Below are 15,409 nucleotides of genomic sequence, written 5' to 3' on the forward strand. Positions count from 1 at the left end.
CCGTCCGCCGCCGGCCGTTCCAAGGAGAGACATGAAGATCAGCCGTATCGAGACCTTCGCGGTGCCGCCCCGTTGGCTGTTGTGCCGGGTTGAGACGGACGACGGTGTCGTCGGCTGGGGCGAGCCGGTGGTCGAGGGCCGGGCCGCCACGGTCCGCGCCGCCGTGCGGGAACTCTCCGAACTCCTCGTCGGGCAGGACCCGCTGCGGATCGAGGACCACTGGCAGACCATGACCAAGGGGTCGTTCTACCGCGGCGGACCGGTCCTCTCCAGCGCGGTGGCCGGACTCGACCAGGCGCTGTGGGACATCACCGGCAAGGTGTACGGCGCCCCGGTGCACCAGTTGCTCGGCGGGCCGGTACGCGACCGCGTACGGGCCTACACCTGGGTCGGCGGGGACGAGCCCACGCAGATCGCCGAAGCCGTGCGGGAGCAGGTCGAGGCGGGATTCACCGCCGTGAAGATGAACGCCTCCGGGCGGATGAACCGGCTGGCGACCACCCGGGACATCGACGAGGTCGTCTCCCGCGCAGCCGCCGCACGGGAGGCACTCGGCGACGACAGGGACTTCGCCGTGGACTTCCACGGCCGGTTCACCGCCGCCAACGCCGCCAAGATCCTGCCGCACCTCGCCCCGTACAACCCGCTGTTCGTCGAGGAGCCGGTCCTCCCCGAGTACACCCATCGGCTGCGCGACCTGGTCGCGGGATCGCCCGTCCCACTGGCCACGGGGGAGCGGCTCTTCTCCCGCACCGACGTGCTCCCCGCCCTCATGGCCGGAGTGGCGGTCGTCCAGCCCGACCTCTCCCACGCGGGAGGCATATCCGAGGTCCGCCGGATCGCCGCGCTCGCCGAGACCTTCGGCGTACTCCTCGCGCCGCACTGCCCGCTGGGACCCGTCTCGCTCGCGGCCAGCCTCCAGGTCGCCTTCAGTACCCCGAACTTCCTGATCCAGGAACAGAGCATCGGCATCCACTACAACGTCGGCGCCGGACCGCTGGACTACCTGGCCGATCCGGCACCGCTGGACTTCCACGAAGGACACTTCCTGCGGAGCACGGCACCCGGCCTCGGCATCGACGTGGACGAACGAGCGGTACGCGCCGCCGACGACACCGTCGAGGACTGGCACAACCCGATCTGGCGCCACACCGACGGATCCTTCGCCGAATGGTGATCCCGACCTCGCCCCGGCCCCGGCCGGTGGCGTGACCGAGCCGCTGAGCAATACCTCTGGACGTGAATCACATGCACCCCCTGCACCCTCTGAGCAATGACACCTTCGCCGGTGTGCTCCGGCGCACCCGCCTCGCCGCCATCGTGCGCGGCTCGGACCCCGACGCCGCGCTCCGCACCGTCCTGACCCTCGCGGAGGAGGGTGTGGCCCTCGTCGAGGTCTCCCTCAACACCACCGACGCCCTCGGGGTCATACGCCGGGCCGCGGCCGAGGTGGGCCCCGGAACCGTCGTCGGCGCGGGCACCGTGCTGACCGAGGACGACGTCACCCGCGCCCAGGAGGCCGGGGCCGGCTGGATGGTCACCCCCGCGCTCACCGCGTCCCTGGCCGCATCGGTACGGGCCGGGCTGCCCGTCCTGGCCGGCGCCCTCACTCCGACGGAGGCCGTCGCCGCCCGCCGCGCGGGCGCCGACGCCGTCAAGCTGTTCCCCGCCTCGCTGGGCGGACCCGCCTACCTCAAGGCCCTGCGGGACCCGTTCCCGGACATGCCGATCGTGCCCGTCGGCGGAGTCGATCTGGCCGGGGCCGAGCAGTACCTCGCTCACGGAGCGGTCGCGGTGGGTGTCGGCTCGCCGCTCGTCGGCGACGCCGCGCACGGGGGAGACCTGGCCGCCCTCCGCGAACGCGCCCGCCGCTTCGTCGCGCTGTGCTCCGCCGGCACCGGGGAGGAAGCCTGAACGCCGCCCGGGGACGGACGTCCGGCCCCGTCGACGTCCTGACGTTCGGTGAGACCATGCTCGCCGCCCAACTCCCCGGTTCCCTGGCGGTCGGAGCCCAGGCCCGCACCACCGTCGCCGGCGCGGAGTCGAACGTCGCCATCGGCGTCGCCCGGCTGGGGCACCGAGCCGCCTGGGCCGGACTCGTCGGCGACGACGAACCCGGCCGCCTCGCCCTGCGCACCCTCCGCGGGGAAGGCGTCGACATCGCCCGCGCCGCCACCCATGCCACCGCCCCCACCGGCGCGATGCTCCGTGAGCGGCGTGTCGCGGACCTCGTGCGGGTCCACTACTGGCGCAGCGGCTCCGCGGCCTCGCTGCTCACCCCCGCGGACATCGAGCCCGCCCTCGGCGACGGCGCCAGGGTGCTCCACCTGACCGGCATCACCTGCGCGCTCGGCGCCGGCCCCCTGGAGGCAGTGCGCGTGGCAGCCGCCCACGCCCACGCCCGCGGCTGGACTGTCGCCCTCGACGTGAACCACCGGCAGCGGCTCTGGACGGCGGAGGAGGCGGGCAGGGCGCTTCGGCCGCTGCTGCCGCACGTCACCGCCCTGATCGCGTCGGAGGACGAACTCCCCGTCGCCACCGGTGCGTTCACCGACTCACCCGGCGGGGAGGCGCGAGCCGTGGACGCGCTCCTGGAGGCCGGGGTGCGCGAGGTGGTCGTCAAACGCGGGGGAGAGGGTGCCGCGTTCCGCGACCGGCAGGGCGTCCGGCATTCCGTACCCGCTCTGCGCGTCCCCGTGCGTGACACGGTGGGAGCCGGGGACGCCTTCTGCGCCGGCTACCTGTCCGGTCTGCTCGACGGGCTCCCGCCGGCCGGGCGGCTCGCCCGCGCGAACACGCTCGGAGCGTTCGCCGTCGCCTCGGACGGCGACTGGGAAGGGCTGCCGCGCCGCGACGAACTCGGCCTGCTCGCCGCCGCACCGGGCACCGCGATCCGCTGATCCCGGTGCGGCCAGGGCAGTTGGAACACCAGCACGGATATTAAATAAGAAATATCCTGGTGCTTCAATGGTGTCGCTTCGCACAGCGCTCCCCGGGTCCCGGGGAGCCGGGCACCCGGGGCCGGTTCCGGCAGGGCGTGGCGGTCCCCACGACGCGCCGCGCACCCGCCCGTGCGGCTTCACCAGGACGAGGAGGCGGGCCATGGCGGCCTACGTCGGCAGGGGCATCCACGGTCAGGTCGTGGAGGCCCTGGGGTTCCGGATCGTCTCCGGACGGATCGGGCAGGGCGAAACCATCGACGTACGGTCCGTCGCGGAGGAGATGGACATCAGCCTCACCGTGATGAGGGAGTCGCTGAAGGTCCTCGCGGGCAAGGGGCTCATCGACTCCCGCCAGAAGCGCGGCACCTTCGTCCAGCCCGACGGGGAGTGGAACTTCCTCGACGCCGACGTGATCCGGTGGCGGGTGGCGGGCGGCCACGGTGCGAAGCTGCTCGGTGACCTCGCCGAGGTACGCGCCGTCATCGAGCCGGCGGTGGCCCGGCACGCCGCCGCGCGCAGGGGCGAACGGGACCTTCTCGCCCTCGAGGAGGCCCTGGCCGCGATGGGCCGGACACGGGGTGACGCCGAGGGGGCGGCCGCCGCGGACGCCGCCTTCCACCGCGCGCTCTTCCGGGCGACGGGGAACGACCTCCTGGCCCGGTTCGACCTGCTGCTGGAGCCCGGGCTCCGGGAGCGCGACCGTCTGGTGCACACGCACCGCCAGGACGACGATCCGGTGCCCAGTCACCGGGCGGTTCTGGACGCCGTCCGGGCCGGTGACCCGGAAGGGGCGCACGCCGCCATGACGGCGCTCCTCGACAAGGCCTGCGCCGACGCGGAGACCGTGACCGGCGCGGCAGCCACGCACGGGGACTGAGCGCGGGGCCGGCCGTCGGGACCGGCGCTCGAGGAGCCGGCGGAGAGGCCGAGCTCACCCACGGCCGGCCCCGGCGCGACGGACGGACGCCCGGTGGACGGGTACCAGCCGGGCCGAGTGCAGCGCGGTCGACCCGAGGGCCGCGTCGAGACCCTCGCGGGCCGAGGCGTCGACGTACACCTCGCCGCCGGGTGCCAGGGGCAGCAGGCGGATCTCCACGCCGTGCTCGACGGCCTCCGCGGCGAACCGTCGCAGTCCGATCTCCCACTCGGGGCCGTACCAGAAGTGGTCGGCGACGAGCCGGCCGTCGATGTACGCGCGGGCGGCATCGCCCGTGAAGGAGAGGCGCAGCAGTACCTCGCCCCCGCCCGAGAACACTTCCCGTGGCACGGAGATCCGGTACACCGAAGCCGATTCGAAGTCCTCGTCCCGCGGGGCGGAGGCGCGGTGGTGGGAGCCGCCGGTCCTGGCGGGCGGGGTACCGGCCCCGGCCCGCACGCAGGTCACCACGGGCTCGTACGTCTCCCGCGGGAGACCGAGCGTCCACCGGGTGAAGGCGCCGTCGGCAGCGGGAGAACCGATCCCGGGGCCGGACAGTGCCGCCGGTGCGGGCAGCAGGGCGAAGGAAGCCGTCGGGCGTGCGGTGTGCAGGCGCAGTTCGGGGCCGTCGGCCAGGACGAGTTCGTCGCACAGCACGAGCCGGTCCTCGCCCCAGACGCGCACCCGGTTCACGGACCGGGCGCCGGCCTCGTCGAGCACGAGTACGTGCACCGGGCCGGCCGGCCCGTGGACGGTCAGCACCGCGTCCGTGCCCGGCTCCGGCACGGATACCAGGGTGGTGTCCGGACCCGCCGTCACTTCGGCCGGGCCTTCGACCCGCAGCCCGGCGGGGAGGGCGAGCCGCACGGCGATACCGTCCGTGGCGGCGAGCACGGTCAGGGGGACGCCGCCGGCGTGGAGCCGGGTGACGGGCTGGGCCGTCGCCCAGTCCAGCCGTACACCGCCCCCCAGGTCGTAGCCGACCGGCCAGACGAAGTGCGCCCCGGAGGGGATGGTCACCGGCTGATCCGGGAGGACGACGTCGCGTCCGCCGTGCAGCCGGACACGGAACCGCACCTCCTCGTGCCGTGGCAACGGCTCGTGGGGCTGGTGGTTGTTGACGAACAGGAAACCCCGTTCGCCGTCGGACCGGACGGCCCAGCGCAGCGTGGTCCGGTCGTCGAGCCCCTCGGGTCCGGCATCGGGCGCTGCGAGCGGCATCCCGGCCAGCTCGGCCCCGGAGTCCCGCAGGAAGAGGTGCTGGAGCCGCAGCCGGTGGAACGACGGCCGCACCTGCCCGTACTCGCCCAGCGGAGCCTGGAAGTCGTAGGACACCCTGGGCAGGTCGTTGGGGTAACCCGTCGCGTGGGACTCCTGGTTGGGAACCGTGAGGTCCAGACGCTGGGAGCAGCCGTGGTACAGGTAGTAGCCCTGCCACACGGAGCCGCTGCCGAGTTTCGCCAGCGCCAGCGCGGTGATGTCCTCCGCGGGCACGAGAGGACGGCGGTGGTAGGCGATGGCCATGCCCCCGCCCAGTTCGCAGGTCGCGTACGGGTGGCGGCGGTCGTCCGGGCCTGAGCCCGAGGGCGCGGAGTTCCTGAGGTCCGCCCCGATGGCGTGGTCGTCGCGGATGGACGTGAAGAAGTAATGGCGGCGCATGCCCCGGGCCCAGCCCTCGTGCGCGTCCTCCCAGAACGCCTCCGGATAGCCGCCGTACAGCGGCAGCAGCACGTCCTCGGGAATCCGGGCGGCGCCCCAGCCGGTCGCGGTCCACAGCGGCACCCGGATGCCGGCGTCCTCCGCCATGCGCCGCAGCGTCGCGAGATGTCCGGGTCGGTCGTACAGTTCGTTCTCGATCTGGACGGCGACGACCGGTCCGCCCTCGTCGTGGGCGAGGCCGCGCAGTTCGTGCGAGATCCGGGCGAAGTAGGGCTCCAGGAGCGCCAGATAGTCCGGGTCGTCGGTACGCGGTGCGCAGCCGGTGTCCGCGAGCCAGTCGGGGAAGCCGCCGTTGCGGCACTCGCCGTGCGACCACGGGCCGATGCGCACCGCAACGGCCAGGCCGAGCTCCGCGCACAGCCCGACGAAACGGCGCAGGTCGAGGCCGCCCTCGAAGCGCAGGACGCCGCGCCTGTCCTCGTGCTGGTTCCAGAAGAGATACGTCGCCACCAGGTCGATGCCGCCCGCGCGCATCTTGAGCAGTTCCTCGCGCCATTCGGCGTCCGGGTACCGGCTGAAGTGGAACTCTCCCATGACGGGGATCCACGCCTCGCCGCCGCGGAGCACCCGGCGGCTGTCCACCGACACACCGGGCGCGGTCCCGGGGGCACTTCCCATCGGGAGGTGCCCGGAGACCGGTGCGGCCGGCTTGTGTACACGCAACGACAACATGACAGGGGGCTCCTGCGGGCGCGGCTCGGTGAAGTGGGTTCATCGTCGGCGCGGGCCGATGCCCTGTCAAGATGTATTCATAATTAATGACCAGAGCGGTGGAGCCGGTCGGTCGTCATGAGTAACGAAACTCTGCACGGGCGTACTTCGAGGAGGGCGGGCCCTCCTTCGCGGGGCCGATCGGGTGAAATTAGGTGAACCCGCCCGTCCTGCCGTTTCCCGGCCCGGGTGTCGGTGGTTGTCCATGGCGGAAGACCGGCCGGGGGGATTTCGGGCGACTTCACGCGTTCCACGGTTCCCGGAAGGGCGACCGGTTGTCCGATCTCTGAACTCTGGAGCTACTGAAAAGTGCGAGTCGCTCTTACCGGGGCCACCGGCTTCCTGGGGCTGCGCCTTGTTCGCGAACTGCTCGAACAGCAGCCCTCGTTGACAGTCCTCGGGCATGCCGGGTCCGGCGGTGCGCTGGGGCGGATCACGCGCTTCATGGAGCTGGGCGGAGCGCCCGCCGGGCTGATCGCCGAGCTTCCCACCCGGCTTCGCGTCGTGGAAGTCGACCTGTGCCGGCCTGAACTGGGACTGCCCTCCGCCGAGTACCGGCGTCTCGCGGACGAGCTGGACGTGATCTGGCACAGCGCGGGAAACATCAATCTGGACGACGATCTCGGCAGTCTTCGCCGGACCAATGTCGAAGGCACCCGGCACGTCCTGGAGTTGGCCGCCGCCGGGGCCCGTCGGCCGCTCGTCGTCCACATCGGCACCGCCTTCGTGGGCGGTGCGCGACGGGACGGCGTCGTCTACGAGGACGAGCTGGACGACGCCCACGGCTTCGAGAACGGTTACGAGCGGTCCAAGTACGAAGCAGAGGTCCTGGTGCGCGACTGGTCGAGGCGCCACAGGCGGCCGGTCGTCGTCATGCGGCCGGGCGTCCTGGTCACGGACCTGCCACCGAGTCCTGAACTCCCCGCGCACCCCCTGCAGTTCCTCTCCCGGATCGTGGAGTCCTCGGCACGTGGCGGCGGGCTCGGCGGCAAGGACGTGCCCGAGTGGCGACGTCCGGTCGTGCGGCTGGCGGGCGACCCCCGGGGCCACCTCAACCTGATGCCGGTGGAGCACGCCGCCGCCGTCATGGTCCGGCTGGCGAGCCGGCCACCCTCGGGGCTGGCCGACACCTACCACGTCGTCCACGACCACGACGTCGCGACCACGGTCCTCACCGCCCTGGTGGAGCGGATCGCGCCGGTCAAGGTGCGGCTCGTCGGGAAGCGGCCGGACGACCCGGCCCGGCTGGAGGCAGCCGTGGACCTCTACCCGGGGTTCACGCCCTATCTGAGCCACCGGCGTCGTTTCGACGACACCCGCGTGCGCACCCTGCTCGGCCCGTACTCGTCGGGCGTCCGCGTCGACCTCGACTACCTGACGTCCGGGATCACCACGAGCCGGACCGGCTCCACCACCGGAGCACGCTGAGCCGCACCGCCGCGCTTCCCCGCACCCCCGACACGCGGTTCGCACCTGCTCCTGATGGGAGACCCACCCTTGTCCGTACTGGCACGCCCCGACGGGACCGTCACCGCCTCAGCCTTCGCCCCGGAACGGATCGCGGCCAGCGTCCGGCAGATCCGGGACCACGCGCACATCGTCACCGGACCCACCGGCCGGGAACTGGGCCTGGTGACGGGGCCCAGGCCCCCGGGCGACGTCGTCGGCACGCTGCCCCCGCTGTATCCGGAGTGGCTGGGAGGACGGACCTTCTGCGAGGCCCACGGTGTCCGCTTCCCGTACGTCGCAGGGGAGATGGCGAACGGCATCGCCACGACCCGCATGGTCGTCGCGATGGCGCGGGCCGAGATGCTCGGGTTCTTCGGCGCCGGCGGACTCGGTCTCACCGAGGTCGAGACCGCGGTGCGTGAACTCGCCGCGGAGCTCGGCGGAATGCCGAACTGGGGTGTGAACCTGATCCATTCGCCGAACGAGCCCGGTCTGGAGCACCGCGTGGCCCGGCTGCTGCTGCGCCACTCCGTCCCCTGCGTCTCCGCGTCGGCCTACATGGACCTCACCCCGGCCGTGGTGCTGTGCTCGGCCGCGGGGCTACGCAGCGACCCCGACGGCCGGATCCTGCGGCGCACGAGGATCTTCGCCAAGGTGTCACGGCCCGAGGTCGCCGCACGCTTCCTCTCGCCGGCGCCGCCCGGCCTGCTCCGCCCCCTGGTCGAGAGCGGAGAACTCACCGCGGAGGAAGCCGCGCTGGCCGTCCGGGTACCCGTGGCCGAGGACCTCACGGTGGAGGCCGACAGCGGCGGCCACACCGACAACCGGCCCCTGGCCGCCCTGCTGCCGCGGATCCTCGGCCTGCGGGAGGAGACCGCCCGGCACTTCGGATACACCCGGGCGGTCAGGATCGGAGCCGCCGGCGGGCTGGGCACTCCGGACGGGGTGGCGGCCGCCTTCGCTCTCGGCGCGGAGTACGTCGTGACGGGGTCGGTGAACCAGGTCGCCGTGGAAGCCGGCCTCTCGGACGACGCGAAGGCGATGCTGGCCGAAGCCGACATCGCAGATGTGATCATGGCCCCCTCCGCCGACATGTTCGAGGCGGGCGTCAGGCTCCAGGTCCTGCGCCGGGGAACCCTGTTCGCCCAGCGGGCCGGTCACCTCTACGAGGCGTACCGGGCCCACCCCTCTCTGGAGGCGTTGCCGACGCAACTGCGCACCAAGCTCGAACGGGACGTGTTCCGGGCCCCGGTCGACGAGGTGTGGGCGCTGACACGGCGCTTCTGGCAGGAGCGCGACCCTTCGGAGGCGGACCGCGCGGAGCGGGACCCGCGGCACCGCATGGCCCTGGTCTTCCGCTGGTACCTGGGGAACTCCAGCCGTTGGGCGATCACCGGGGACTCCGCCCGGCGCGGTGACTACCAGATCTGGTGCGGTCCCGCCATGGGCGCCTTCAACCGGTGGACCGCGGACAGCTTTCTGGCGGACCCCGCCGAGCGCACCGTGGTGCAGATCGCGCTCAACCTGCTCGAAGGCGCCGCCGTGGCCACCCGCGCGCACCAGCTCCGCACCTACGGCGTGCCGGTGCCGCCCTCGGCGTCCGCCTTCACCCCGTGCCGCCTCGCCTGACCGAACTCCGCACGCCCTTCGCCCGACAGCGGAGGACGCGTCCCGCACCGAACAGCAAGGAAGTGGAGAGCATGTCCGCCTCCCGTCCCCGACAGGTCCCGATCGCCGTGGTCGGTATCGGCGCCCTCATGCCCGGCGAGCACGGTGCCGACGGCTTCTGGCGCACGGTCGTGAACGGCCGTGACCTGATGACCGAGGTACCCGCCACCCGCTGGCTGGTAGAGGACCACTACGACCCCGACCCGACGGCGCCCGACAAGACCTACGCCCGCAGAGGGGCCTTCCTGTCCGGCGTCGGGTTCGACCCGATGGCCTTCGGCATCCTCCCGAACTCCCTCGCCTCCACCGACACCGTGCAACTCCTCGCGCTCACCGTCGCCGAGCAGGTCCTCACCGACATCGGCGGAGTCGGTGGGACCGACCGCGACCGTGTCTCCGTGATCCTCGGGGCGGGTGCCACGGAACTGCTGACCCACATGACCGCGCGGATCCAGCGCCCGGTCTGGCTCAAGGCCCTCCGGGAGAACGGGATCCCCGAGGACGAGGCGCAGGCCGTCTGCGACAGCATCACCGGCCACTACGCCCCGTGGCAGGAGTCGACGTTCCCCGGGATGCTCGGCAACGTCATCGCCGGCCGGATCGCGAACCGCTTCGACCTGCACGGCACCAACCACGTCACGGACGCGGCATGCGCGAGTTCCTTCGCGGCCCTCTCGACGGCGGTGAGCGAACTCTCCCTCGGCCGGGCCGACCTGGTCATCGGCGGAGGGGTGGACGCCTCGAACGACGCCGGCACCTTCATGTGCTTCTCCAAGACGCCCGCCCTGTCACCCAGTGGCGACTGCCGTCCCTTCTCGGACGCGGCCGACGGCACCATGCTCGGCGAGGGCATCGCCATGTACGCGTTGAAGCGGCTCGCCGACGCCGAACGCGCCGGTGACCGGGTCTACGCCGTCATCCGCGGGATCGGCACCTCGTCGGACGGCAGGAGCGGTGCGATCTACGCGCCGGTGCCCGAAGGGCAGGCGCGCGCCCTGCGACGCACGTACGAGGACGCCGGCTACGGCCCCGAGACCGTCGGACTGGTCGAGGCGCACGGCACCGGAACCAGGGCGGGGGACGCCGCGGAGTTCGCGGCGCTGCGGCAGGTGTTCGAGGAGTCCGGCCGGCAGGACGTGCAGTGGTGCGCCCTCGGCTCGGTGAAGTCGCAGATCGGCCACACCAAGGGCGCCGCCGGAGCCGTCGGCCTCCTCAAGAGCGTCCTCGCCCTGCACCACAAGGTCCTCCCGCCGATGATCAAGGTGGACCGGCCCGACCCCGCGATGGGCATAGACGACAGCCCGTTCTACCTGAACACCCTGCCGCGTCCCTGGGTACACCCGCCGGACCGGCCGCGGCGGGCAGCCGTGTCCAGCTTCGGCTTCGGCGGCAGCAACTTCCACGTCACCCTGGAGGAGTACACGCCCTCCGCCGGGGCCGAGGCACGTTCGGCCTGGCGCACGCGGACCGCCCCCACCGAACTGGTGCTCCTCAGCGCTCCGTCGGCGGCCACCCTCGTGGAGCGACGCCTCGACACCGACCGCCCGCTGTCCGAGATCGCGCGGCGGAGCCAGCAGGACTTCCGCGCGGACGACTCCGTACGCCTCGCGGTCGTCGCGGCACACCACGACGACCTGTCGGACAAGCTGGAGCAGGCATTCGCGTCGATCGGCCGGCAGCCGGACACGAGCTTCTCCACGCCGACCGGCGTCCACTACGCCACCGGTCCCGCGACGGTCGGCCGGATCGGGTTCCTCTTCCCGGGCCAGGGCGCCCAGTACGTCGGCATGGGCGCGGACGTGGCGATGCTGTCGCCGGCGGCCCAGGCGGTGTGGGACCGGCTGGGAACCACGGAGTTCGGCCGTCGCGAGCTGCATCGCGTGGTGTTCCCACCTCCGGCCTTCAGCGACGACGAACGGGCCGGTCAGCAGGCCCTGCTGACCCGGACCGAGTGGGCGCAGCCCGCGCTGGCGGTCCACAGCCTCGCTCTCGTGGAGGTGCTGCGGGGTCTCGGTCTGCGGCCGGACTGCGTGGCCGGTCACAGCTTCGGCGAACTGGTGGCGCTGCACGCGGCGGGCGCCCTGGAGGCCGATGCGCTGGTGGGCCTCGCCCGTCGGCGCGGAGAGCTCATGCGCGAGGCGGCGGCGGCGCCCGGGGCCATGCTCGCCGTGGCGGCCGGACGGACCCGGACCGAGGAGGTGATCGCGGGCTGCGACGCCTCCGACGTCTGGGTGGCCAACCACAACGCTCCCGCCCAGACCGTGGTCTCAGGAGTCTCGGAGGCGGTCGAGGCCGTCGAGCGGAGACTCGCCGCCGAGGGGATCACCACCCGGCGTCTGGAGGCAGCGACCGCCTTCCACAGCCCGGTCGTCGCCCCCGCGAGCGAACCGCTGCTCGCCCACCTGCGCGGGATCACCGTCGCCGAGCCCCTCATCGACGTCTACGGGAACGCCGACGCCGCGGTGTACCCGACCGAACCCGAGGAGATCCGCGGCAGGATCGCCGCCCACCTCGCGTCTCCCGTGCTCTTCAGCGACGGGATCGAGGCGATGTACGCAGCGGGAGTACGGACGTTCGTCGAGGTCGGCCCCGGCGACACGCTCACCGGACTCGTCACGCAGATCCTCGGTGACCGGGAACACCTCGCCGTCGGCCTGGACCGCAGGGGCCGCAACGGAATCACCTCCCTGCAGGACGCGACCGGCCGGCTGGCCGTCCGGGGCGTCCCGCTCGACCACGACCACATGTGGGCGCCCTACGCGCCGCCCGCAGCAGCAGCCGAGGAGCGCAAGCCCAGGATGACCGTGCAGATCAACGGCAGGAACCAGGGCAGGGTCTACCCGCCCGCCGGAGGAGCCGCGGCACTGCCCCCGCCGAACCCGCCCCGCGCACCCGAAAGGCCCCCGCCCGCCGCACACATCCCGGCTCCGGCCCCCGCCCCGGCCGCCGTCGGACCCGCGCCCACCACCCGCACCGTTCCGGCCCCCGCTCCCGCGGCCTGGGCGCCCGTCGCGACGGGCGCGAACGCCGACTGGCTCACCGTGATCGACAACGCGCAGCGCTACACGGCACAGGCCCACGAGGCCTGCCAGCGCATGCTGGTCGACAGCCACATGGCGTTCCTGCAGATGACCGGGACGACCTTCGGCGCGATGCTGGGCGCGCAGGCCGGCACGCCCACGGGGGCCCCGGTCGCGCCGCCCGCCCCGCCCCTCCTTCCCGAGACCACCGCGCCGGCCTTGCCGGCCGCGTACGCCGCCCCTATGCCCCCGGCGCCTCCCGTGGCCGCCGTACCCGCCCCGACGCGGGTGACGTACGCCGACCCGGTCGTGCTTCCGGAGGCGACCGCACCGGCGCCGCCTGCGCCCGCCGCGCCTCAGGACATGTCCGTCGAGGACTTCGAGGAACTGCTGCTGTCCGTGGTGGCGGAGCGGACGGGATACCCGGTCGCGATGCTGAACGTGGACATGGAGCTGGAGTCCGATCTGGGGGTGGACTCCATCAAGCGGGTGGAGATCCTCTCCGCCATGCGGGAGCGGGTCGGCGGACACGAGGAGGGCCAGGTCGGAGAGCTCCTGAAACTCCGTACGCTGCGGCAGATCGTCGACGCGTTCACCGCCACGACCGCCGCTCCCGCAGCTCCGGCCGATCCCGCGACCGCTCCCGCCGCCACCGCCGGCGCGGGCGTGTCCGTCGCGGACGACGCGATCCCCACGCCCCGGCAGGAGCCCGCCCCGTCGGCGGAACCCGGTCGGCTCGCCGTGCGCACGGTCGCCACCCCGGCGCCGGGACTGACCCTGGCAGGCCTCGGCGACGAGCCGATCGCCGTGACCGACGACGGCCTCGGAATCGCGGAGAGGGTGGCGGCGCGACTGACCGGCCGCGGCTTCCCGGCGACCGTCGTCCCCCGCGCCCCCGAGGACGCGCGGGCCGTCGTGCACCTCGGCGGTCTCGGACCGGCCGGTTCGCCCGAGACCGCGATGCGGGTGCAGCGGGACGTCTTCGTCGCCATGAGGTCGATCGCGCCGCACTTCACCGCCGGGGGCGGGGTGTTCGTCACCGTGCAGGACACCGGCGGCGACTTCGGGCTCCGTGGCAGCAGGCCGGAACGGGCCTGGCTCGGCGGCATCGCCGCCCTGGCCAGGACCGCTGCCAAGGAGTGGACGGCGGCCACCGTCAAGGCGATCGACTGCGAGCGCGGGGAACGTGACGCGGACGCCGTCGCCGAGGCCGTCGTCGGGGAACTGCTCGACGGCGGTCCCGCGGCGGAGGTCGGCCTGCGCGCGGACGGCACCCGCACCACCCCGGTCGCGACCCTGGCCCCCGCGGTGCCCGGCCCGGCCACGAGCATCTGCCCGGACTCCGTCGTCGTGGCCACCGGCGGAGCCCGCGGGGTGACCGCTGCGGCGCTCCTCGACCTCGCCAGGGCCCACCGGCCCCGCATCGTGCTCCTGGGCCGCACCGAGCCCACCGAGGACCCCCAGGGCCTGGCGGCGGCGGCCGACGAGCCCGCGCTCACCCGAGCCCTCGCCGAACGCTCCGACGGGTCCACCCCGGCGGGGATCGGGGCCGAGGCCCGGAGGATCCTCGCGGCCCGCGAGGTCCGGTCCACGGTCGCCGCCCTCCGGGACGCCGGCTCAGAGGTCCGCTACATCCCGGTGGACGTCCGGGACGGAGCCGCGGTAAGCGCGGCGCTGGACGAGGTACGCCGCGACTGGGGCCCGGTCACCGGAATCGTGCACGGCGCCGGAGTGCTGGCGGACAAGCTGATCGCCGACAAGACCGACGAACAGTTCGACCAGGTACTGGCCACCAAGGTCGGAGGCCTGCGCGCACTGCTCACGGCGACCGAAGGCGACCCGCTCGACACGATCGTCCTGTTCTCCTCCGTGGCCGCGGTGTTCGGGAACATCGGGCAGAGCGACTACGCCGTCGCCAACGAGGTGCTCAACCACGTGGCCTCCGCCGAGCGAGCCCGGCGGCCGGACTGCCTGGTGCGGTCCATCGCCTGGGGTCCGTGGCACGGCGGAATGGTCACCCCCGCCCTTGCCGCGCACTTCGGCCGGTCCGGTGTGCCGCTCATCCCCGTCGAGCGGGGCGCCGCGGCCTTCACCGCCGAGCTGAACGCCGAGAACACCGAGAACACCGACACCAGGGTGGTCGTCGCGGCCGGGGGCGACCTCGGCTCCATGTCGGCCCGCAATGATCCGGCGGCGGCGCAGCTGCACGTCGACGCCTACACCCGCCCGTACCTCGCCGACCACACCGTCGCCGACGTCCCCGTCCTGCCCGTGGCCGTCGCCCTGGACCGGTTCGCAGGTGCGGCCGCGGCCTGGCGGCCCGACTCCGGCCACCTGGTGCTGACGGACCTGCGCGTCTTCAGCAAGGTCGCCCTGCCACACCTCGACGGTCCGGGCCATCGGCTCACCCTGAGCGCCCGCCGGGCGGCGACCGGCTCTCCCGCGGACCTGGAAGCCGAACTCGCAGGCGAGGACGGCACACCGCACCACCGCGTCCGGATGGAGTTCCGGACGAGCCCCCCGCCGGCGGCGGCCTGGGACACACCGCGGGGTCTCACCGCGCCGGAGCACACCGTGATCTACGACGGCCGGGTGCTGTTCCACGGCCCGCGCTTCCACGCCCTGCGCACCGTGCACGGGATCGGCGATGAGGGGGCCGAGGCCTCGGTGACCGGTCTGACCGAACTCGGCTGGGGCGGTGACCACTGGCAGCTCGACGCGGCCGCCACGGACGGCGCCCTGCAACTCGCCCTCCTGTGGGCGGACAGGGCGCTCGGGGACGCGACCCTGCCGATGGCGGTCGCGGAGTGCCGGGTGCACCGGCGCGGTCCCGTCCAGGGCGCCGTGCGGTGCGTGGTGCGGGCCGTGAAGGTGCACGAGACGGGGGCGCGCTGCGATGCGGCGCTCATCGACCCGGACGGGACGCCCAGGATCGAGCTCCTCGGCGTGGAACTCGTACGCCGGCCCTCCTGACCCGTATCCCC

At 73.4% G+C, this 15,409-nt stretch carries 8 protein-coding genes; 7 read left to right on the forward strand and 1 reads right to left on the reverse strand.

The annotated features are described in order from the left end of the window. Positions 1-31 precede the first annotated feature (31 nt). From dgoD to LWJ43_RS29740, 4 genes are all read left to right on the forward strand, one after another. On the forward strand, positions 32-1,177 hold the full coding sequence (gene dgoD / locus LWJ43_RS29725; protein ID WP_277335261.1) for a galactonate dehydratase: 1,146 nt from the start codon (positions 32-34) through the stop codon (positions 1,175-1,177). A gap of 71 nt (positions 1,178-1,248) precedes the next feature. Further along, complete coding sequence (locus LWJ43_RS29730; RefSeq protein ID WP_277336023.1) at positions 1,249-1,914, forward strand: bifunctional 4-hydroxy-2-oxoglutarate aldolase/2-dehydro-3-deoxy-phosphogluconate aldolase; 666 nt, start codon at positions 1,249-1,251, stop codon at positions 1,912-1,914. Next, on the forward strand, positions 1,911-2,900 hold the full coding sequence (locus LWJ43_RS29735) for a sugar kinase (RefSeq protein WP_277336024.1): 990 nt from the start codon (positions 1,911-1,913) through the stop codon (positions 2,898-2,900). The genes LWJ43_RS29730 and LWJ43_RS29735 overlap by 4 nt, the downstream gene beginning before the upstream one ends. Before the next feature lie 202 nt (positions 2,901-3,102). Beyond that, positions 3,103-3,819, forward strand: a complete 717-nt coding sequence (locus LWJ43_RS29740) for a FadR/GntR family transcriptional regulator (RefSeq protein WP_277335262.1) — start codon at positions 3,103-3,105, stop codon at positions 3,817-3,819. 54 nt (positions 3,820-3,873) lie between these two features. On the opposite strand, the gene LWJ43_RS29745 is transcribed toward LWJ43_RS29740, so the two are convergent. After that, positions 3,874-6,249 carry a beta-galactosidase gene (locus tag LWJ43_RS29745; protein ID WP_277335263.1) on the reverse strand — a complete coding sequence of 792 codons (2,376 nt, stop codon included), beginning with the start codon at positions 6,247-6,249 and terminating at the stop codon, positions 3,874-3,876. Positions 6,250-6,597: 348 nt separating this feature from the next. Here LWJ43_RS29745 and LWJ43_RS29750 point away from each other — a divergent pair, with 348 nt between their 5' ends. The 3 genes from LWJ43_RS29750 to LWJ43_RS29760 all read left to right on the forward strand — a co-directional run bounded on the left by LWJ43_RS29750 (position 6,598) and on the right by LWJ43_RS29760 (position 15,398). Further along, complete coding sequence (locus LWJ43_RS29750; RefSeq protein ID WP_346772003.1) at positions 6,598-7,716, forward strand: SDR family oxidoreductase; 1,119 nt, start codon at positions 6,598-6,600, stop codon at positions 7,714-7,716. Between the two features lie 69 nt (positions 7,717-7,785). Further along, positions 7,786-9,366, forward strand: coding sequence for a PfaD family polyunsaturated fatty acid/polyketide biosynthesis protein (locus LWJ43_RS29755; protein ID WP_277335264.1), 1,581 nt, complete (start codon positions 7,786-7,788; stop codon positions 9,364-9,366). Positions 9,367-9,437: 71 nt separating this feature from the next. Further along, positions 9,438-15,398 (forward strand): type I polyketide synthase, encoded by a 5,961-nt coding sequence (locus LWJ43_RS29760; RefSeq protein WP_277335265.1) that lies wholly within the window; start codon positions 9,438-9,440, stop codon positions 15,396-15,398. Positions 15,399-15,409: the final 11 nt, after the last annotated feature.

The organism is Streptomyces sp. JH34 (genome assembly GCF_029428875.1).
GTDB lineage: Bacteria > Actinomycetota > Actinomycetes > Streptomycetales > Streptomycetaceae > Streptomyces.